Here is a 20436-nt window from a genome sequence, read left to right on the forward strand (position 1 = left end):
GCCGACTCAATGCTCGGGAGGCGCCGGATGTTCCCCACCCGCCGTTCGCTGTGAGCGATCGACCGTGACGCCAAGGGCGACCAGGACCGTAGAGTCAGCGGCGTAACAGATCAGGCCCATGAGTGCCTATTACCAGGGGGCGGCGTGGACGGGACCGTGCAGGCGTGGGTGGACGGGTGGGTCGTGTCGCGCGGGGCGGCTCCGCCCGTGCCCGAGCCGTGGGGCTGGACGATCGACGTGGGGATGTACGGACACGTCACCCGCCATGTGTTCGGTGCGACCGGCGACGACCTCGACGAGGCGGCCGTCCGCAAGGTGGCCGGCGCGGTGACCGGGGCCGGAGTGTGGCTGAAGGCGTTCCAGGACCCGTCCGTGGTCGCCGGCTGGCTGGACGCCACCTGGTGGATCGACCCCGAGCCCGGCTATCTGATGACGGTCCCGCTGACCCCGGGAGACACGCCGGACCCGCCCGACGGCTACCGGCTGCGCAGCTGGGAGCGTGGCGGGGTGACTCGCGTGATGGTGGCGGCCCCGGACGGTTCGCTGGCGGCGCGCGGCCAGATCACCCCGACCGGCGGCACCGCCGTGGCCGACCAGATCGAGACGGCACCGGAGCATCGCCGCAAGGGACTCGGCAGCCTCGTCATGCGGACGTTGCAGATCACCGCCGTCCGGCAGGGCGCGCGGACCGGTGTCCTCGCCGGCACGCCCGCGGGACGAGGGCTCTACGAGGCGCTCGGCTGGGAGGTGGTGGCCATGCTCACCAGCGCGAAGCACTGCCCGCGGACCTGAACGAGCTCGCCGTCAGCTCCGCACCGGCCGGGGGGGGACAGGGGCCCCTCGACCTGGCCGTCAACTCCGGACCGGACCGGGGGAACCGGGGCCCCTCGCCTGCCACCGCCGGACCACCGGCCAGGTAGCGACACCGATGGCCAGGGCGATCACATGCCCCCAGTTGGTCATCGGGTCGGTGAAGGCGAGCAGGTCCTGGAGCAGCATCCCGCCGAAGCCGGCCAGCAACGGCACCCGCAGCCAGGGCGGCAGCAGTCCGGCCAGGGCGCCGGTGCCGGCGGCGACGCCGAAGCTGACGCCGTAGTCGAGCCGGTGCAGCGAACTCCCGGGGAGCTGCCCGGCCAGCACCGCGAGCCCGACCGGGACCTCCGTCGCCAGGGTGGCGAGGACGTGCCCGAGCAGGAAGACACCGGCCGTGCGCAGACCGCCGATCCGCCGCTCCAGCGCGGTCAGCACGAGCACGAACCCGATCGCGAACGGCGAGGCCACCCCGCCCGCGAGCCACAGCGCGCTGCCGACCAGCACCAGCTCCGGCGTCCGCACCAGGTGCGCCACATCTGTACTGAAGGTTTGCCGCAGGGCGTGCACCAGGGCGGGGTCCGCGTAGGCGGAGATCAGCGAGGTCAGGCAGAGGACGATCGCGTAGCCGAAGGTGAAGGGCGTACCCGTGGGAGTCGGGAGCAGCCGCCACGGTCGCGGGGTCCGAAGCCAGGGGCTTTTTACCGCGGTGGGCTCTGTTACGCCCGGGCCCCCGGTCCCGCATGGCCCTCGGCCGCCGGCCCGCTGCCGCGGCACCCCGTCCAGCAGCCCCGGCGCATCGGGAACGGGCGCGCCCGTCGGCGTCGGCGTGGCCGTCTCATCGGCCGGCGCGGTGCGATCCACGGCGGGGCGCTCCTTCCGTCCCGCCCCACACTTCGCGCACCTTCGCTCCCTGTCTGTGACGGGCGCCACGCGAGAGCCGATTCACAGCAACCTGACAGCAGTCCACCGCGTCCCCCGGCGGCCGCTCCTTATTTCTTGGCGCGGGACACCCCCACCTGCCAGGATGCCCGGATGCCCACCTCGAACGACATCCCCCATGTGCTGGACCGTCGCGAGGGCCCGCACGGCGAGGTCGTGCTGCGACGGCACGACGACCGGCTGGAGATCATCGCGAACGGCTGCTTCCTGATGGACACCTCCGACGGCCGCTCGGAGCGGCGGCTGGTCGACGCGGCCCTGGACGCCCTGGCCGGCCGGGACCGCCCGGACGTGCTGATCGGCGGACTCGGCGTCGGTTTCTCCCTCGCCCACGCGTCGGCGGATCCGCGCTGGGGAGGGATCACGGTCGTGGAACGCGAGCACGCCATCGTCGAGTGGCATCTCGGCGGCCCGCTCTCCGCGTTCTCCGCCGAGGCCCTCGCCGATCCCCGCACGCGCATCGTCGAAGCCGATCTCGTGGCCTACGTCAATGAGACATCCGACACGTACGACGCCCTGTGCCTCGACATCGACAACGGACCCGACTGGACCGTCACGGAGGGCAACGGAAATCTCTACGGAGAAGCCGGACTGGCAAGCTGCGCAAGGGTGTTGAGGCCCGGCGGGGTGCTCGCCGTCTGGTCCGCCCAGCCCTCTCCGGAATTCGAAGAAACCCTGCGGAATGTCGGATTCCAACAGGTGCGTACCGAAGAGATCCCGGTTGCCCGGGGCGTTCCGGACGTCGTACACCTCGGCATCAGCCCTGGATAGCAAAGGTGTACTGACTCCCCGTACGCTGCTCCCCTGACGCCGATCATTCAAGCGTCAATCGCAACCATGCGCAGACCGAGGAATCACCCCACTGATTCCGGAAAGCACACCCCAGGGGCGGGCGATGGAGCAGACACACACCTCCCACAACGGTTCGGCGACGGCTACTCCGGGCGCACAGCGCCGGGTCCTGGTGGTCGAGGACGACGCGACGATCGTGGACGCCATCGCGACCCGCCTGCGAGCCGAGGGATTCCTCGTGCAAACAGCCGGTGACGGTCCGGCCGCCGTGGACACGGCCGAGGCCTGGCAGCCCGACCTGCTGATCCTCGACATCATGCTGCCCGGCTTCGACGGTCTGGAGGTCTGCCGACGCGTGCAGGCCGCCCGGCCGGTACCGGTGCTGATGCTCACGGCGCGCGACGACGAGACCGACATGCTGGTCGGGCTCGGCGTCGGTGCCGACGACTACATGACGAAGCCGTTCTCGATGCGGGAGCTGGCGGCCCGCGTGCACGTGCTGCTGCGCCGCGTGGAGCGGGCCGCGCTGGCCGCCGCGACGCCGCGCAGCGGCATCCTGCGCCTCGGCGAGCTGGAGATCGACCACGCGCAGCGCCGGGTCCGGGTGCGCAGTGAGGATGTCCACCTCACGCCCACCGAGTTCGATCTCCTCGTGTGCCTGGCGAACACCCCGCGCGCGGTGCTCTCGCGCGAGCAACTGCTCGCCGAGGTCTGGGACTGGGCGGACGCCTCCGGCACCCGGACCGTCGACAGCCACATCAAGGCACTGCGCCGGAAGATCGGCGCCGAGCGGATCCGTACGGTGCACGGCGTGGGTTACGCCCTGGAGACCCCGACGCCATGAGCGGCGGGCCGGCCGCACGGAGAGGCCCCGGGGATCCGGAACCCTGGGGCGGGGTGAGCCCGTTCTCGATCAAGACCAAGCTGGGCGCGCTGGTCGTCATCTCGGTGCTGATCACCACGGGCCTGTCGGTGATCGCGGTGCACACGAAGACGGAGCTGCGCTTCATCACGGTCTTCTCGATGATCGCCACACTGCTCATTACGCAGTTCGTCGCCCATTCGCTCACCGCCCCGCTGGACGAGATGACGGCCGTGGCCCGTTCCATCTCGCAGGGCGACTACACCCGCCGGGTGCGGGAGAACCGCCGTGACGAACTGGGCGATCTGGCCGTGACGATCAACGCCATGGCCGACGAGCTGGAGGCCCAGGACAGCCAGCGCAAGGAGCTGGTGGCGAACGTCTCGCACGAGCTGCGCACCCCCATCGCGGGACTGCGCGCGGTGCTGGAGAACATCGTCGACGGCGTCACACAGGCCGACCCGGAGACGATGCGCACGGCCCTGAAGCAGACCGAGCGGCTCGGCCGGCTGGTGGAGACGCTGCTGGACCTGTCCCGCCTGGACAACGGCGTCGTACCGCTGAAACAGCGGCGGTTCGAGGTGTGGCCGTATCTGTCCGGCGTGCTCAAGGAGGCCAACATGGTCGCCTCCGTACGCGCGGGCATCGCCACCGGCTCGGGCAGTCACACCCGTACGGACGTCCATCTGCACCTCGACGTCCATCCGCCGGAGTTGACCGCGCACGCGGACCCGGAGCGCATCCACCAGGTGGTGGCCAACCTCATCGACAACGCCGTCAAGCACAGTCCGCCGCACGGCCGCGTGACGGTCAAGGCGCGGCGCGGCTCGCTGCCGGAGTCGCTGGAGCTGGAGGTTCTGGACGAGGGCCCCGGCATTCCGAAGTCCGAGTGGCACCGCGTCTTCGAGCGGTTCAACCGCGGCAGCGCCAAGCGGCAGCAGGGTCCTGGCAGCGACGGCGGCACGGGCCTCGGTCTGGCCATCGCCCGCTGGGCGGTGGATCTCCACGGCGGGCGCATCGGAGTGGCTGAATCCGAGCGAGGTTGCCGGATTCTTGTCACTCTTCCGGGACTTCCATCTCTGCCAAGTTGACGTAAAGTTCGAAGCGGAGCCACAAGATCCACGGGCGTCCGCGCTGACGGACACGTGTGATCAGGCACAGGCCCGCGCCGTCGGCGTATGAGGCCCGGCTCAACCCTTGCCTCATTAAGCGGAACCACGCTTGTTTCCCGCCATTTCAAGCCCCGAAACACGCTCTGAGATGTGACTTGCGCGACGTTGAACGGGCCCGACCTGACCTACCCGGTGCGGGGGGCGTAGCCTTGATTCCCGCTGTCCATCATCTTGTGAAGCGGAAGAGGGCGGTTGCCGCCGTGTCGCCACAGTCCCCCAGTAACTCGAGCATCTCGACCGACACCGACCAAGCGGGGAAGAACCCTGCCGCGTCGTTCGGTGCCAACGAGTGGCTCGTCGACGAGATCTATCAGCAGTACCTCCAGGACCCGAATTCGGTAGACCGAGCCTGGTGGGACTTCTTCGCCGACTACAAGCCGGGGGCGGCCGCCGCCTCGGCTCCGGCGGGTACCGCGGCCGCGGGGGCCGCGGGGACCACCACCGCTCAGCCGGCGGCCCAGGCCGCCCCCGCCGCGGCCGCCGCCCCGGCGGCCCAGCAGCCCGCCGCCGCTCCGGCTCCCGCTCCGGCGAAGCCCGCCGCGCAGGCCCCGGCCCAGGCCGCCGCTCCGGCGAAGGCCGCCCCGGCCGCCAAGCCGGCGGCCGCGAAGCCGAAGGCCGAACCCGCCGCCGGGGCCCCCTCGGGCCCCGAGCAGGTCGTGCTGCGCGGCCCCGCCGCCGCGGTCGCGAAGAACATGGACGCCTCCCTGGAACTGCCCACGGCCACGTCCGTGCGCGCGGTCCCGGTGAAGCTGCTGTTCGACAACCGCATCGTCATCAACAACCACCTCAAGCGGGCGCGCGGCGGGAAGATCTCCTTCACGCACCTCATCGGTTACGCGATGGTCCAGGCCATCAAGGCGATGCCGGCGATGAACTACGCGTTCGCGAAGGTGGACGGCAAGCCGACCCTGGTCAAGCCGGAGCACGTCAACCTCGGTCTCGCCATCGACCTGGTCAAGCCGAACGGCGACCGCCAGCTGGTCGTCGCGGCGATCAAGAAGGCCGAGACGCTGAACTTCTTCGAGTTCTGGCAGGCCTACGAGGACATCGTCCGCCGCGCCCGCGACGGCAAGCTGACGATGGACGACTTCTCCGGGGTCACGGTCTCCCTGACCAACCCCGGCGGTCTCGGCACGGTCCACTCGGTGCCGCGTCTGATGCCCGGCCAGTCCGTGATCATGGGCGTCGGCTCCATGGACTACCCGGCGGAGTTCCAGGGCACCTCCCAGGACACCCTGAACAAGCTCGGCATCTCGAAGGTCATGACGCTCACGTCGACCTACGACCACCGGGTGATCCAGGGCGCCGCCTCCGGCGAGTTCCTGCGCCAGGTCGCGAACCTCCTGCTCGGCGAGAACAACTTCTACGACGAGATCTTCGAGGCGCTGCGCATCCCCTACGAGCCGGTCCGCTGGCTCAAGGACATCGACGCCAGCCACGACGACGACGTCACGAAGGCCGCCCGCGTCTTCGAGCTGATCCACTCCTACCGGGTCCGCGGCCACGTCATGGCCGACACCGACCCGCTGGAGTACCAGCAGCGCAAGCACCCCGACCTGGACATCACCGAGCACGGGCTCACCCTGTGGGACCTGGAGCGCGAGTTCGCCGTCGGCGGCTTCGCCGGCAAGTCGATGATGAAGCTGCGCGACATCCTCGGCGTGCTGCGCGACTCGTACTGCCGCACCACCGGCATCGAGTTCATGCACATCCAGGACCCGAAGCAGCGCAAGTGGATCCAGGACCGTGTGGAGCGCCCGCACTCCAAGCCGGAGCGCGAGGAGCAGCTGCGCATCCTGCGCCGCCTGAACGCCGCCGAGGCCTTCGAGACGTTCCTCCAGACGAAGTACGTCGGCCAGAAGCGCTTCTCCCTGGAGGGCGGCGAGTCCGTCATCCCGCTGCTGGACGCGGTCCTCGACAGCGCTGCGGAGTCCCGCCTGGACGAGGTCGTCGTCGGCATGGCCCACCGCGGCCGTCTGAACGTCCTGGCCAACATCGTCGGCAAGTCGTACGCCCAGATCTTCCGCGAGTTCGAGGGCAACCTCGACCCGAAGTCGATGCACGGCTCCGGCGACGTGAAGTACCACCTGGGCGCCGAGGGCACCTTCACGGGCCTCGACGGCGAGCAGATCAAGGTCTCCCTGGTCGCGAACCCGTCGCACCTCGAAGCCGTCGACCCGGTCCTGGAGGGCGTCTCCCGCGCCAAGCAGGACATCATCGGCAAGGGCGGCACGGACTTCACGGTCCTGCCGGTGGCGATCCACGGCGACGCGGCCTTCGCGGGCCAGGGCGTGGTGGCCGAGACCCTGAACATGTCGCAGCTGCGCGGCTACCGCACCGGCGGCACGGTCCACATCGTCATCAACAACCAGGTCGGCTTCACCGCGGCCCCCGAGTCCTCGCGTTCCTCCATGTACGCGACGGACGTGGCCCGCATGATCGAGGCCCCGATCTTCCACGTGAACGGCGACGACCCGGAGGCCGTGGTCCGCGTGGCCCGGCTGGCCTTCGAGTTCCGCCAGGCGTTCAACAAGGACGTGGTGATCGACCTCATCTGCTACCGCCGCCGCGGTCACAACGAGTCGGACAACCCGGCCTTCACCCAGCCGCTGATGTACGACCTGATCGACAAGAAGCGCTCGGTGCGCAAGCTCTACACCGAGTCCCTCATCGGTCGCGGCGACATCACCCTGGAAGAGGCCGAGCAGGCGCTCCAGGACTACCAGGGCCAGCTGGAGAAGGTCTTCACGGAGGTCCGCGAGGCCACCTCGCAGCCGGCCGCCGCGGAGCCCACCGACCCGCAGGCCGAGTTCCCGGTCGCCGTGAACACCGCGGTGACCACGGAGGTCGTCAAGCGGATCGCCGAGTCCCAGGTCAACATCCCCGACCACATCACCGTCCACCCGCGTCTGCTGCCGCAGCTCCAGCGCCGGGCGTCGATGGTCGAGGACGGCACGATCGACTGGGGCATGGGCGAGACCCTCGCGGTCGGCTCCCTCCTCCTGGAGGGCGTCCCGGTCCGCCTGGCCGGCCAGGACTCGCAGCGCGGTACGTTCGGCCAGCGCCACGCGGTCATCATCGACCGCAGCACGGGCGACGAGTACACGCCGCTTCAGTACCTCTCCGAGGACCAGGCGCGTCTGAACGTCTACAACTCCCTGCTCTCCGAGTACGCGGCGATGGGCTTCGAGTACGGCTACTCGCTGGCCCGTCCCGAGGCGCTCGTGATGTGGGAGGCGCAGTTCGGCGACTTCGTCAACGGCGCGCAGACGGTCGTGGACGAGTTCATCTCGTCGGCCGAGCAGAAGTGGGCCCAGACCTCCGGTGTGGTCCTGCTCCTCCCGCACGGCTACGAGGGCCAGGGCCCGGACCACTCGTCCGCCCGCCCGGAGCGCTTCCTCCAGATGTGCGCCCAGAACAACATGACGGTCGCCATGCCGACGTCGCCGTCGAACTACTTCCACCTCCTGCGGTGGCAGGTGCACAACCCGCACCACAAGCCGCTGGTGGTCTTCACGCCGAAGTCGATGCTGCGTCTGAAGGCGGCGGCCTCGAAGGCGGAGGAGTTCACGACCGGCCAGTTCCAGCCGGTCATCGGCGACGCGTCGGTGGACGCGGCCGCGGTCAAGAAGGTCGTCTTCTGCGCCGGCAAGGTCTACTACGACCTGGAGGCCGAGCGTCAGAAGCGCGGCGTCACGGACACGGCGATCATCCGCATCGAGCGCCTGTACCCGCTGCCGGGTGCCGAGCTCCAGGCGGAGATCAAGAAGTACCCGAACGCCGAGAAGTACCTGTGGGCCCAGGAGGAGCCGGCGAACCAGGGTTCCTGGCCGTTCATCGCGCTCAACCTGATCGACCACCTGGACCTGGCGGTCGGCGCGGACGTCCCGCACGGCGAGCGCCTGCGCCGCATCTCGCGCCCGCACAGCTCGTCCCCGGCGGTGGGTTCCGCGAAGCGGCACCAGGCCGAGCAGGAGCAGCTGGTGCGTGAGGTGTTCGACGCGTAAGCGTCCTCGCGCGTTCCACGCGGCCGGGCCGCATCCCCGCTTCGGGGGTGCGGCCCGGCCGTTTGCGCGCACATAAACTTGACGGCATGTACTTCACGGACCGTGGCATCGAGGAACTGGAGAAGCGGCGCGGCGAGGAGGAGGTCTCCTTCGAGTGGCTGGCCGAGCAGTTGCGGACGTTCGTCGATCTCAACCCCGACTTCGAGGTGCCGGTGGAGCGGCTGGCCACGTGGCTGGCACGGCTGGACGACGAGGACGAGGAGTAGGGGCGCGCGGAGCCTGGCAGAAGCCGCCCCCGACGCGCCGTAGCCGCCCGAGGGAGGGGTCTGGGGCGCCGTAGCCGCCCGGGCAAGGGGTCCGGCGCGCCGGAGCCGCCCCTCAGGAACCGGGTCCGGCGCCGTCCGGTGACAGGCGCCCGGGAACCGGCGCCGGGACGCCGGAGACCCGCAGGAACCGGGTCCGGGAGGCCGGAACCGCATGGGAGCCGACCCTGGACGCCAGAGCCCCGAGGGAGCCGGGTCCGGCACACCCGAGCCCCCCGGGGAGGTGTGGACGCGCCCAGGAACCCAGACCGGTGCTGCCGTCCGGTGATCAGGCGCCCGTGAGCCGAGGCCGGGCGCCCAAGCTCCGCAAAAGCAGGTCCGGGACGCCAGAGCCCCGAGGGAGCCGGGGCCGGCGTGCCCGGGCACCGCAGGAGCCGGAGTCGCGCAGAAACTGGGCCGTCGCCCGAGGACCGGGGCCGGCGCCGTCCGGTAACCAGGCCCTGGAGGGCAGGGCCGGTCCGGGACGTCCGAGCCCCGCAACAGCCGGGGCCAGCACGCCCAAGCCCCGCAGGAGACCGGCCCGGCACGCCCCCAGCCCCGCAGGAACCAGCCCCGCATGCCCCAGCCACCCCGCGGGAGCCGAACCCGGGTGGGAGCCGGAGTCCGCGCCGTCCGGTGATCAGGCGCCTGGGAGCCAGGTCCGGGCGCGTTCCGGTGATCAGTCGCGCGGTTGGGTGACGGCGTACGCCAGGCCCAGTGCGCCATGAGCCAGGAGCAGCGCTCCGGCCGTGGCCCAGCCCCAGCCGCCGCTGGGGCGCCGTAGCCCCCAGGTGATGAGCGGGACGCCCGCCGCCACCTGGGCGAAGGCCAGCGCGCGGGCCCTGGGGCCGCCGGTCCAGGGCATCCAGGGGCCCAGGCGGCTGTGGTCGACGGTGTCGCGTTCCGCGACCGCCTCGCGCCAGCCCGGCCATTCGACCGGGAGACTGTCCGGCTGGAGTGCGGCGGCTTCCCGGAGGCGGTCCGCGGGCTCGCCGGGGGTTAGTTGCGGGGACAGTGAGACGCCCACGCGCGCGAGGACCGCCAGCAGGCCGCGCAGACGGGTGCGGGCGTCGGCCGCGGAGTCGGCCTTGGTCAGCTGGTCGAGGGCCTGGAGGTCCAGGACGGGGTCGAGGCCCACGCGCGCGGCGAAGGCGCGCATCGCCTCCTCCTCCCCCACCGGGACACCGCTCGCGAGCCAGACGAAGCCGACCGGGCGTCGGAAGCCGGAAGCGAGCGTGAAGCCCGCGTGGTCGGCGTCCCACCACAGGGCGAGAACGGGCCAGGGCGCGCCGACCGCGAGGGCCGTGGCCCAGCCGGTGACCACACGGTCGACAGGCTCGCCGGCGTCCCGCCAGGGCCCGCCCTCGGGGACGAGAACGCTCCATTCGTCGCCCGCCCGGGTGAGCTGCATCCGTTCCCGCAGCAGATGGGCGACCGGGGCGACGGCCCCGGGCACCGCCCGGCACAACAGCAGCGCCCCAGGGGCTGGACCGGTGCGGTCGGCTTCCGTCGGCATGGACACACGTTAGGGCGAATAACTCCTCTTTGAGTACTTTTGTGCACCCTAAGGCCCCGGAACGGGTGTCTTGACTTTCCCCGACCACGATATATCGTGATTCCCAAGACGCGATATGGCGCGTCGTGTCGGGAGGTCTGCCCCATGTCCGAGTGGTCTGTCACGGAGCCGAGGAAACTCACCTTCGACGAGCCCGTGACCGAGCTTCACGTGCGTCTCGTCAACGGAACGGTGAACGTGGTGGGCACGGACGAAGGTTCCGCCCGCCTGGAGGTCTCCGAGATCGAGGGCCCGCCCCTGATGGTGACCCAGCAGGACGGGACCCTCACGGTGGCCTACGAGGACCTGCCCTGGAAGGGCTTCCTCAAATGGCTGGACCGCAAGGGCTGGCGCCGCAGCGCGGTGGTCTCCCTGGCCGTCCCGACCTCCACCCGGGTGGAGGTCGGGGTGGTCGGCGCGGCGGCCGTGATCTCCGGGATCGAGGGACCGGCGGTGGTGAAGGGCGTCACGGGCGACACGACCCTCGTGGGCCTCTCCGGCCCGGTCCGCGCCGACACGGTCTCCGGGAGCGTGGAGGCCCAGGACGTGACCGGCCACCTCCGGTTCAACTCCGTCTCGGGCGACCTCACGGTGGTCGAGGGTTCCGGCTCCTCCGTGCGGGCCGACTCGGTCAGCGGCTCCATGATCGTCGACCTCGACCCGGGCGGCCCGACGGACGTACGGCTGACCAGCGTCTCGGGCGAGATCGCGATCCGGCTGCCGGACCCGGCGGACGCGGAGGTCGAGGCCAACACGGCGAGCGGCGCGATCTCCAACGCCTTCGACGACCTGCGGGTGCACGGCCAGTGGGGCGCCCACAAGATCACGGGCCGTCTGGGCGCGGGCAACGGCAAGCTGCGAGCCGCCACGGTCTCCGGCTCGATCGCCCTGCTGCGCCGCCCCTCCAGGGAGGACGAGCCCGACGAACCGCGGGACACCCGGCCGGGCACCGGCAGCGCGCCGGCCGACCCACAGGACGACCCGCAGGCCCGGCCGGGAGACAATTCCGTCTCCGACCGGGGCGCCGCCGACGCCGGCGTCCCGGCCGACGGCACGACCGACAAGAAGGTGCTCTGACATGCCCCCCGTCTTCGCCCACGGCCGCCTCCGCCTCTACCTGCTGAAGCTGCTGGCCGAGGCCCCCCGCCACGGCTACGAGGTGATCCGCCTCCTCGAAGAGCGCTTCCAGGGCCTGTACGCACCGTCGGCGGGCACGGTCTACCCGCGCCTGGCCAAGCTGGAGGCCGAGGGCCTGGTCACCCACACCACTGAGGGCGGCCGCAAGGTGTACTCGATCACGGACGCGGGCCGCGCCGAACTGGCCGAGCGCAGCGGCGAACTGGCCGACCTGGAGCTGGAGATCCGGGAGTCGGTCGCGGAACTGGCGGCGGAGATCCGCGCCGACGTGCGCGGGGCCGCCGGCGATCTGCGCCGCGAGATGCGCGCCGCCGCGAGCGAGGCCCGCCGGGAGAACGGCACAAAGCCCCGTGGCGCGGAGGACGCGCCCTTCGGGGACTTCGGGCAGTACGGCGACAAGGAGGCCTGGCGGGTCGCCAAGGAGGAGATGCGGCGCGCCAGGCAGGAGTGGAAGGAACAGGCCCGCCGCGCCAAGGACGAGAGCCGCCGCGCCCGCGAGGACGCCCAGCGCGCCCGCCGCCAGGCCAAGGAGGCCCAGGAGCAGGCCCGCGCCCAGGCCCAGGAGCAGGTGCAGCGCATCGCCCGCCGGGTCCAGGAGCAGGTCCAGGACCACTTCGCCCGCGGCGACTGGCCCACGGGACTGCGCGAGGGCCTGAGCGAACTGGCCAAGGAGGTAGGCGAGTTCGGCAAGGACTACGGCAAGGACTTCGGCTTCGACTGGACCGGCACCGGCACCGGCACCGGCAAGCCGGCCTCGCAGCCGACGCCCTCACAGACCCCCGAGGACTTCCCGGCCGCCTACGAACCGGCCTGGGCCCATGAGGGCACCGCGGACTCCACCGGCGACCCCGCCCGCGACCTGGACCGCCTGCTCGACCGCTTCCGGGACGACATCCGCGACGCGGCCCGGGACCACGGCGTCACACCCGACCAACTGCGCGACGCCCGCCGCCACCTGTCGACGGCGGCGGCCCACATAGGAGCACTGCTGCGCACCCCGAAGGAGTAGGCGTCCGGGGCCGCCCGTCACCCGGCCTTGGCCTCGCCGCCCCCGTACAGCACCCGCACCAGGGATTCGTACGTCACCCCGTGGTCGGCGAGGACCTCGGCCGGCACTCCGGGGCGCATGGTCAGGGCCAGCAGGATGTGCTCGTCACCGATGTGCCGGTCCCGCTGGGCGAGGGCGGCCCGCAAGGAGCGCTCCAGAACGTCCTTGGCACCGCGCCCGAAGGAGGCCCGCCCCGACGACCACCACCCCTTGTCCTTCCGGTTACCGGCCATGGCACCAGGACCGTGCACTTCCTCCACCCGGGCGACGATCTCCTCCACATCGATCCCGAGCCCGGCGAGCGCGTCGGCCTCGGCCTGCGACAGCCCGGCTCGCCGCCGCGCCGCGCCCAGCGCCTCCCGCACGGAATCCCTCCGCTCAGCGAGCCCGAGAGCGGCGAGCGCGAACGACCCACGGCTGCCCTCCCGGTCGAGCAGCGCGAGCAGCAGATGCTCCGGCTCCACGACCTGCCCGCCACCACCGCCCTCCACATACTCGAACGCGCCCTTGACCACGCTCCGGGCGTCCTTCGTGAACCGCTCGAACATCAATGCCTCCCGTACTTCTTGTGCACGGCCTGCCTGCTCACACCGAGTTCGGTGGCGATCTCCTGCCACGACCAGCCCTGGTTGCGCGCGTTGCGCACCTGTACGGCTTCCAGTTGCTCCAGCAGCCTGCGCAAGGCGGCGACGGCCCGCAGGCCGACCCGTGGATCACGGTCGCCCGCACGCTCGGCCAGATCGGTTGCTTCGGTCATAATGTCAACCTACGTTGACACCCCGCCCCCGTCAACCCCAGTTGACAAACCAAACGGCCGGCCCGAACCCGGACCGGCCGTCAGCACACGCAGCGGTGACTAGGGGTTGGTGAGCACGACCTTCCCGAACTGCTCACCGGATGCCAGCCGTTCGAAGCCCTCCCGCGCGCGGTCCATCGGCAGCACCTCGTCGATGACCGGTCGCACACCGGTGGCGGCACAGAACGCGAGCAGGTCCTCCAGCTCGTCCTTGGTGCCCATCGTGGACCCGACGACCCTGAGCTCCAGGAAGAAGATCCGCGTCAGTTCGGCATGTGAGGGCCGGTCACCGCTGGTGGCACCGGAAATCACCAGCGTGCCGCCGGGCTTCAGCGACTTCACGGAGTGCGACCAGGTGGCGGCCCCGACGGTCTCGATCACGGCGTCGACCCGCTGCGGCAGCCGCGCCCCCGACTCCAGGGCCTCCACGGCCCCCAGCTCCACGGCCCGCTTCCGCTTGGCCTCGTCCCGGCTCGTGGCGAAGACCCGGAGCCCGGCGGCCTTCCCCAGCACGATGGCGGCCGTGGCGACGCCTCCCCCGGCGCCCTGCACGAGCACGGAGTCGCCGGGCCGGACCCCCGCGTTGGTGAACAGCATCCGGTACGCGGTCAGCCACGCCGTGGGCAGACAGGCGGCCTCCTCGAAGGAGAGCTCCTTGGGCTTGGGCAGGATGTTCCAGGTCGGCACGGCGACCTGCTCGGCGAAGGTGCCCTGGTAGCGCTCGGTGAGGATGGAACGGGGTTCCTTCGGGCCGACCCCGTGCCCGCTCTGTCCGATCACGGAGTGCAGGACGACCTCGTTGCCGTCCTCGTCGACGCCGGCGGCGTCACAGCCGAGGATCATCGGCAGCTTGTCCTCTGCGAGGCCGACGCCGCGCAGGGACCACAGGTCGTGATGGTTGAGGGAGGCGGCCTTGACCGTGACGGTGCTCCAGCCGGGGCGGGTCTCGGGAGCCGGACGCTCTCCCAACTCCAGGCCGGCCAGTGGCTGGTCGCGGTCGATTCGGGCGGCGTAGACAGCGAACATGACCTTGACGATAGGTTCCCGAACGGACCCGGGGAACCACGGGCCCGTGTGAGACACACCCTCTTGCCACGCGCTCGACGTCGGTGCCACTGCCGGGTGCGCCCGCAGCCCGGCGGAACGGGGTGCCGCTTCTTTGGGACGGGTGCCGGCCTGGGGGCACCTCCCAGGCCCTTAAGGCACTGGGGGAGGCACGACTGCCCGCAGCTGGGCAAGACCGGCGGCCCGCAGCGCGGCGGCCTGCGGCAGTCAAGCCACCACGCGCCCGCACGCCGCCCACGGAGAGAAGGGGACGTGTCGGGGGGTGTCCGCCCGCAGCGGTTGGCGCGTCAACGGACAGTCAGCCGGCGTCCGACCCCATCGCGCCGTTCCGAGGACGGACACCCCCGGACGCGGCCCCGACCCACGCCCACCGCCAAGGCGCGACACAAGCCCCCACCGAAGCCGCACAGGCCGCCGCAGGCACCCGCCCAACCGCCGGAGGCAACCCGCACACCACCCGAACAGCCGCACCCGAAGGCAAAAAAGTGACCCCACCACCAGGGCAGGGCCACCTCACAACACAGGCGAACGTCAGCGCCGAGCCACACCCTCAGCCCGCGCGGCCGCCGCCACCGCGGCCGTCACCGCCGGCGCGACCCGCTCGTCGAACGGCGACGGGATGACGTAGTCGGCCGCGAGGTCGTCCCCGACCACGCCCGCCAGCGCCTCCGCGGCAGCCAGCTTCATCCCCTCCGTGATCCGCGACGCCCGCACCTGCAGCGCACCCGCGAAGATCCCCGGGAAGGCCAGCACGTTGTTGATCTGGTTCGGGAAGTCCGACCGCCCGGTAGCCACCACGGCCGCGTACTTGTGCGCGACCTCGGGATGCACCTCGGGATTCGGGTTCGCCATGGCGAAAACGAACGCACCCTCGGCCATCGACGCGACCGCGTCCTCCGGCACCGTCCCACCGGACACCCCGATGAACACATCGGCCCCGGCCAGCGCCGCTTCCAGCGATCCGCTGATGCCCGCCTTGTTCGTGAACCCGGCCAGCTCCCGCTTCACCGGCGTCAGATCGTCCCGGTCCGCCGACACGACACCCTTGCGGTCGGCCACCGCGACATCTCCGATCCCGGCCTCGACCAGCATCTTCGCGATGGCGACACCCGCCGCGCCGGCGCCGGAGATGACGGCCCGCAGCTCCCCCAGCGCCCGCTTGCTCAGCCGCGCGGCGTTCCGCAGGGCCGCCAGCGTCACCACCGCCGTACCGTGCTGGTCGTCGTGGAAGACGGGAATGTCGAGCCGCTCCTGGAGCTTCCGCTCGATCTCGAAGCACCGCGGCGCCGAGATGTCCTCCAGGTTGACGCCGCCGAACGACGGCGCGAGCCGCACCACCGTCTCGACGATCTCGTCGACGTCCGTGCAGTTCAGCGCGATCGGAACCGCGTCCACGCCACCGAACTGCTTGAACAGGATCGCCTTGCCCTCCATCACCGGGAGGGAGGCCTCGGGCCCGATGTCACCGAGCCCCAGCACGGCCGTACCGTCCGTCACGACGGCCACGACCGACGACTTCCACGTGTAGTCGTGGACGAGTTCCGGCTGCTCCGCGATCGCGCTGCACACCTTCGCGACCCCGGGCGTGTACGCCAGGGACAGGTCGTCCTTGTCACGGACCGGCACCGTGGCCTGCACGGCCATCTTGCCGCCGCGGTGGAGCGCGAACGCCGGATCGAAGGAGTCGAGGGGCTCCGCACCGCCCTCTTGACCCGTATGGTCCGTCGTGCTCTCGCTGCGAGGATTGACGATCTCCGCTGCCACTTCGTTTTACCCCTTAAATCTTCATTGTCTGAGGGTGGCCACTCCTGGTGAGGCGTGGGCGGGACCGCGTACGGCCGTGGTCGTGCTGTGTACGTGATACGTACGGGCGCATACGCGACGGGCGCGCCGCACACGCGCCCTGAGCCCCGGATGAGGGGTGTAAAGACCCTTCATACCGGACGGACGGCGCCGACGACGAGTCCATAACGCGAAGGTCACACACGGACGCCCGACTCTTCGTCCAATATCGGGACAAGGCCTGGACAATCCCCCGGCAACCGGTCAACTATCGGCGAATCCTTCGGGGCCCGTATCGGATTCTCGGGACATACCGAAGATCTTCCGGCTGGAAGGAGTGATTCCCGCAGAAGGTCCGGTCGTGATGTACCGGAGTGGTGCGGTTCGGGGGTCGCCCGTTATCCGATTTTGACATGGCTGGCCCCCAGAATGGCGCCGTCCGAATGGCAAGATGCCGTAATCACACGAGGTCGCGACACTCGAAGACGTGTGTTCTCGTCGACCCACGGGACTGCCGGCACCGTCGGCAGTCCACGGCACTGCCGAACCCATCGGCAGCGCCCGCCCCATCGGCAACTCCACCCATCCGCCGGAGGAACCCACCATGACCGCAAGCTCCACCCGTCGTACGACCGCCGCGCAGTCCCGGCTAGCAGCGGTCGGTGCGATCGCGGTCGCAGGCGCGCTGATGCTCACCGGATGCGGTGACCAGACCAAGGACAACGGCTCGGACAACCAGACCGCGACGGCGTCGGCCCCGCTCGCCGACAAGCTGCCGCAGGCGATCCGGGACAAGGGCATCATCAAGGTCGGTTCCGACATCGCCTACGCCCCGGTCGAGTTCAAGGACAGCTCCGGCAAGGTCGTCGGCATCGACCCGGATCTCGCCGCCGCCATGGGCAAGCAGCTCGGGGTCGACTTCCAGTTCGAGAACGGCACCTTCGACACGCTGATCACCGGTCTGCGCTCCAAGCGGTACGACATCGCCATGTCCGCGATGACCGACACCAAGGACCGCCAGGAGGGCATCGACTCCGACACCGGCAAGAAGGTCGGTGAGGGCGTCGACTTCGTCGACTACTTCACCGCCGGTGTCTCGATCTACACCAAGAAGGGCGACGACCAGGGCATCAAGACCTGGTCCGACCTGTGCGGCAAGAAGATCGTGCTGCAGCGCGGCACGGTCTCCGAGGACCTCGCCAAGGCCGAGTCGAAGAAGTGCCCGACCGGCAAGAAGATCGCCATCGAGCCCTTCGACAACGACCAGCAGGCCCAGACCCGCCTGCGCGCGGGCGGTGCCGACGCCGGCTCGTCCGACTTCCCGGTCGCCGCGTACGCCGTGAAGACCTCCGGTGGCGGCAAGGACTTCCAGCTGGTCGGCGAGCAGGTCGAGGCCGCTCCGTACGGCATCGCGGTCGCCAAGAACCAGACGCAGCTGCGGGACGCCCTCAAGGCCGCGCTGGACGCCGTCATCGCGAACGGCGAGTACGAGAAGATCATGAAGAAGTGGGGCGTCACGGACGGCGCCATCAAGGAAGCCACCATCAACGGCGGCAAGTGACCGCGACGCAGCGGCACTGAAAGGCAACACCCGTGACTGTTGACATCGACAAGACGACGGGCGACACGCCCCCGGCCGGGCCGGAGGCCATCAAGGCCATCCCGGTCCGGCACTACGGGCGGTACATCTCCGCCGTCGTCGCCATCGCCCTGCTGGTCGGGGTCGTCTACGCGTTCTCCCAGGGCAAGATCAACTGGGACGCGATCCCCGACTACTTCTTCGACGACCGCATCCTGGACGGCGTGGGCAAAACGCTCCTGCTGACCGTGCTGTCCATGGTGATCGGCATCGTCGGCGGCGTCATGCTCGCCGTGATGCGCCTGTCGAAGAACCCGGTGACCTCGTCGATCGCGTGGTTCTACATCTGGTTCTTCCGCGGCACCCCGGTCCTGGTGCAGCTGATCGTCTGGTTCAACCTGGGCCTGGTCTTCGAGTACATCAACCTCGGGCCGTTCTACAAGGACGAGTGGTCGGACTTCATGACCCCGTTCCTGACGGCGCTGCTGGGCCTCGGCCTCAACGAGGCCGCCTACATGGCGGAGATCTGCCGGGCCGGTCTGCTCTCCGTCGACGAGGGCCAGACCGAGGCGTCGCACGCGCTCGGCATGAGCCACGCCAAGACGCTGCGCCGGATCGTCATCCCGCAGGCGATGCGCGTGATCGTGCCGCCGACGGGCAACGAGGTCATCAACATGCTGAAGACGACCTCGCTGGTCTCGGTCGTCCAGTATCCCGAGCTGCTCCGTGCCGCCCAGGACATCGGCCAGACCTCCGGCGCCCCCGCCGAGATGCTGTTCCTGGCAGCGGCCTGGTACCTGCTGATGACGTCCATCTTCAGCATCGGCCAGTACTACCTGGAGCGGTACTACGCGCGTGGTTCGAGCCATTCGCTCCCGGCCACGCCGCTCCAGAAGATCAAGGCGAACGTGCTGTCCCTGTCCAGCCGCTCCAAGCCGACGGGAGGCACCGCATGACCGCCATGGTCAAGGCCGAGGGCGTCCACAAGTCCTTCGGCCCCGTAGAGGTCCTCAAGGGCATCGACCTGGAGGTGAAGTCCGGCGAGGTGTTCTGCCTCATCGGCCCCTCCGGCTCCGGCAAGTCGACCTTCCTGCGCTGCATCAACCACCTGGAGAAGATCAACGCCGGCCGTCTGTACGTGGACGGGGAGTTGGTCGGTTACCGCCAGAAGGGCGACAAGCTCTACGAGCTGAAGGACAGCGAGGTCGCCGTCAAGCGCCGGGACATCGGCATGGTCTTCCAGCGCTTCAACCTGTTCCCGCACATGACGGCCGTCGAGAACGTCATGGAGGCACCGGTCCAGGTCAGGGGCGTGGGCAGGGGCCAGGCCCGGCAGCGTGCCCTGGAGCTCCTGGACCGGGTGGGCCTGGCCGACAAGGCGGGCAGCTACCCCTCGCAGCTCTCCGGCGGCCAGCAGCAGCGCGTCGCCATCGCCCGGGCCCTCGCCATGGACCCGAAGCTGATGCTCTTCGACGAGCCGACGTCGGCGCTCGACCCGGAGCTGGTCGGTGACGTCCTGGACGTCATGCGCGACCTCGCCGAGTCCGGTATGACGATGATCGTCGTCACCCACGAGATGGGCTTCGCCCGCGAGGTGGGCGACAGCCTGGTCTTCATGGACGGCGGTGTGGTGGTCGAATCCGGTCACCCGCGTGAGGTGCTGACGAACCCCCAGCACGAGCGGACGAAGTCGTTCCTGTCCAAGGTGCTCTGACCGCACACACGGCGAGGGGGCGGTACGGGAACTCCGTACCGCCCCCTTCCGCGTGCTACTTCAGGGCGAGCAGCAGGGTGTCCGAGGGCGAGCACCACACCGGCCTGGCCTCCGCGAAGCCCTTTTCGCGCAGCACGCGCGCGTGCCACGCCGCCGACGGCATGTCGCCGTCCGCGTGCTCGCCGTAGATCTCGTAGCGCCGGGCCGTGGGCTCGGCGAGGACCGGGTCCTTGGCGGCGAGCTGCCACCACTGCGACCAGTCGAGGACGCCGTCCCGCTCGGCCTGTTCCATGCGGGCGTGCCGCTGCGCCCGCTCGGCGGCGTTGATCCGGGGCGTCGTCTCGTCGATCATGTGGTCCGCGTTCATGAAGACACCGCCGTCGCGGACCACTCCCGCGACCTGGCCGTAGAGGTCCGCGAGGGGTTCCCGGTGCAGCCAGTGCAGGGCCGTCGCGGTCAGGACGGCGTCGTACGAGTCGTACGGCAACTTCGCCGGCCAGTCGGGGTCCTTGAGGTCGGCGGTGACGAGGCCGACCCGTTCGTCGCCCGCGAAGGTGCCCTCGGCGATGGTGAGGAGCGCCGGGTCGAGGTCGACGCCGGTGCTGGTGGCCTCCGGGAACCGGGCGAGCAGCCGGGCGGTGATGCTCCCGGTGCCGCAGGCGAGGTCGAGCACGCGCGGGGCGGTGCCCACGAGGGCCTCCACCATGTCGAGCATGATCCGGAACCGTTCCTCGCGGTCGGGCAGGTACCACTCCTGCTGCCGGTCCCAGCTCTTCTGCCAGGCCTGCCAGTCGGCGGTGGTCGTGGTGGTGTCCGCGTCCGTCATCGAGCCCCTCCCTCGTAATACCCTGGAAGCACCATCAGCTGTTACGA

At 70.4% G+C, this 20436-nt stretch carries 18 protein-coding genes; 11 read left to right on the forward strand and 7 right to left on the reverse strand.

From position 1 onward, the window contains the following. The first annotated feature begins 144 nt into the window (after positions 1–144). Positions 145–792, forward strand: a complete 648-nt coding sequence (locus QC385_RS34435; RefSeq protein WP_279545286.1) for a GNAT family N-acetyltransferase — start codon at positions 145–147, stop codon at positions 790–792. 60 nt (positions 793–852) lie between these two features. Here QC385_RS34435 and QC385_RS34440 read toward each other — a convergent pair whose 3' ends face one another. Further along, positions 853–1674 (reverse strand): rhomboid-like protein, encoded by an 822-nt coding sequence (locus tag QC385_RS34440; protein WP_279545287.1) that lies wholly within the window; start codon positions 1672–1674, stop codon positions 853–855. Between the two features lie 171 nt (positions 1675–1845). Between QC385_RS34440 and QC385_RS34445 the strand changes: the two genes are divergently transcribed. From QC385_RS34445 to QC385_RS34465, 5 genes are all read left to right on the forward strand, one after another. Beyond that, positions 1846–2523, forward strand: coding sequence for a spermidine synthase (locus QC385_RS34445; protein ID WP_279545288.1), 678 nt, complete (start codon positions 1846–1848; stop codon positions 2521–2523). Positions 2524–2647: 124 nt separating this feature from the next. Beyond that, entirely contained in the window at positions 2648–3388 is a 741-nt protein-coding gene (locus tag QC385_RS34450) for a response regulator transcription factor (protein WP_010040369.1), read from the forward strand. After that, entirely contained in the window at positions 3385–4497 is a 1113-nt protein-coding gene (locus tag QC385_RS34455) for a HAMP domain-containing sensor histidine kinase (RefSeq protein WP_279545289.1), read from the forward strand. The genes QC385_RS34450 and QC385_RS34455 overlap by 4 nt, the downstream gene beginning before the upstream one ends. A 281-nt stretch (positions 4498–4778) precedes the next feature. Then, on the forward strand, positions 4779–8585 hold the full coding sequence (locus tag QC385_RS34460) for a multifunctional oxoglutarate decarboxylase/oxoglutarate dehydrogenase thiamine pyrophosphate-binding subunit/dihydrolipoyllysine-residue succinyltransferase subunit (RefSeq protein WP_279545290.1): 3807 nt from the start codon (positions 4779–4781) through the stop codon (positions 8583–8585). 86 nt (positions 8586–8671) lie between these two features. Continuing rightward, positions 8672–8851, forward strand: a complete 180-nt coding sequence (locus tag QC385_RS34465; protein WP_086841052.1) for a DUF6104 family protein — start codon at positions 8672–8674, stop codon at positions 8849–8851. A 715-nt stretch (positions 8852–9566) separates the two neighbouring features. On the opposite strand, the gene QC385_RS34470 is transcribed toward QC385_RS34465, so the two are convergent. Continuing rightward, positions 9567–10403, reverse strand: a complete 837-nt coding sequence (locus tag QC385_RS34470) for a hypothetical protein (protein WP_279545291.1) — start codon at positions 10401–10403, stop codon at positions 9567–9569. 144 nt (positions 10404–10547) lie between these two features. Here QC385_RS34470 and QC385_RS34475 point away from each other — a divergent pair, with 144 nt between their 5' ends. Both QC385_RS34475 and QC385_RS34480 read left to right on the forward strand, forming a co-directional pair. After that, entirely contained in the window at positions 10548–11519 is a 972-nt protein-coding gene (locus tag QC385_RS34475; RefSeq protein ID WP_279545292.1) for a DUF4097 family beta strand repeat-containing protein, read from the forward strand. Position 11520: 1 nt separating this feature from the next. Then, entirely contained in the window at positions 11521–12588 is a 1068-nt protein-coding gene (locus QC385_RS34480) for a PadR family transcriptional regulator (RefSeq protein WP_279545293.1), read from the forward strand. A gap of 17 nt (positions 12589–12605) precedes the next feature. Here QC385_RS34480 and QC385_RS34485 read toward each other — a convergent pair whose 3' ends face one another. From QC385_RS34485 to QC385_RS34500, 4 genes are all read right to left on the reverse strand, one after another. Then, positions 12606–13175, reverse strand: coding sequence for a Clp protease N-terminal domain-containing protein (locus tag QC385_RS34485; protein WP_279545294.1), 570 nt, complete (start codon positions 13173–13175; stop codon positions 12606–12608). After that, positions 13175–13384, reverse strand: a complete 210-nt coding sequence (locus tag QC385_RS34490) for an HTH domain-containing protein (protein ID WP_003992902.1) — start codon at positions 13382–13384, stop codon at positions 13175–13177. The genes QC385_RS34485 and QC385_RS34490 overlap by 1 nt, the downstream gene beginning before the upstream one ends. Positions 13385–13483: 99 nt before the next feature. Beyond that, the gene (locus tag QC385_RS34495; RefSeq protein WP_279545295.1) at positions 13484–14449 is read right to left on the reverse strand and encodes a zinc-binding dehydrogenase; all 966 of its coding nucleotides are present in this window, start codon (positions 14447–14449) and stop codon (positions 13484–13486) included. A 570-nt stretch (positions 14450–15019) separates the two neighbouring features. Next, positions 15020–16252, reverse strand: coding sequence for an NAD(P)-dependent malic enzyme (locus tag QC385_RS34500; protein WP_279545296.1), 1233 nt, complete (start codon positions 16250–16252; stop codon positions 15020–15022). Positions 16253–16874: 622 nt separating this feature from the next. Between QC385_RS34500 and QC385_RS34505 the strand changes: the two genes are divergently transcribed. The 3 genes from QC385_RS34505 to QC385_RS34515 are packed head-to-tail and all read left to right on the forward strand — an operon-like array spanning position 16875 to position 19563. Further along, positions 16875–17831, forward strand: coding sequence for an ABC transporter substrate-binding protein (locus QC385_RS34505; protein WP_279545297.1), 957 nt, complete (start codon positions 16875–16877; stop codon positions 17829–17831). Positions 17832–17863: 32 nt separating this feature from the next. Next, a complete protein-coding gene (locus QC385_RS34510) occupies positions 17864–18805 on the forward strand; it encodes an amino acid ABC transporter permease (RefSeq protein ID WP_279545298.1) in 942 nt (313 codons plus the stop codon). Further along, the gene (locus tag QC385_RS34515) at positions 18802–19563 is read left to right on the forward strand and encodes an amino acid ABC transporter ATP-binding protein (RefSeq protein ID WP_279545299.1); all 762 of its coding nucleotides are present in this window, start codon (positions 18802–18804) and stop codon (positions 19561–19563) included. Before QC385_RS34510 ends, QC385_RS34515 begins: the two co-directional genes overlap by 4 nt. A 55-nt stretch (positions 19564–19618) precedes the next feature. On the opposite strand, the gene QC385_RS34520 is transcribed toward QC385_RS34515, so the two are convergent. After that, complete coding sequence (locus tag QC385_RS34520; RefSeq protein ID WP_279545300.1) at positions 19619–20389, reverse strand: class I SAM-dependent methyltransferase; 771 nt, start codon at positions 20387–20389, stop codon at positions 19619–19621. Positions 20390–20436 lie beyond the last annotated feature (47 nt).

The sequence above is a fragment of the Streptomyces sp. DH10 genome, assembly GCF_029813805.1.
GTDB classification, from domain to species: Bacteria; Actinomycetota; Actinomycetes; order Streptomycetales; family Streptomycetaceae; genus Streptomyces; species Streptomyces coeruleofuscus.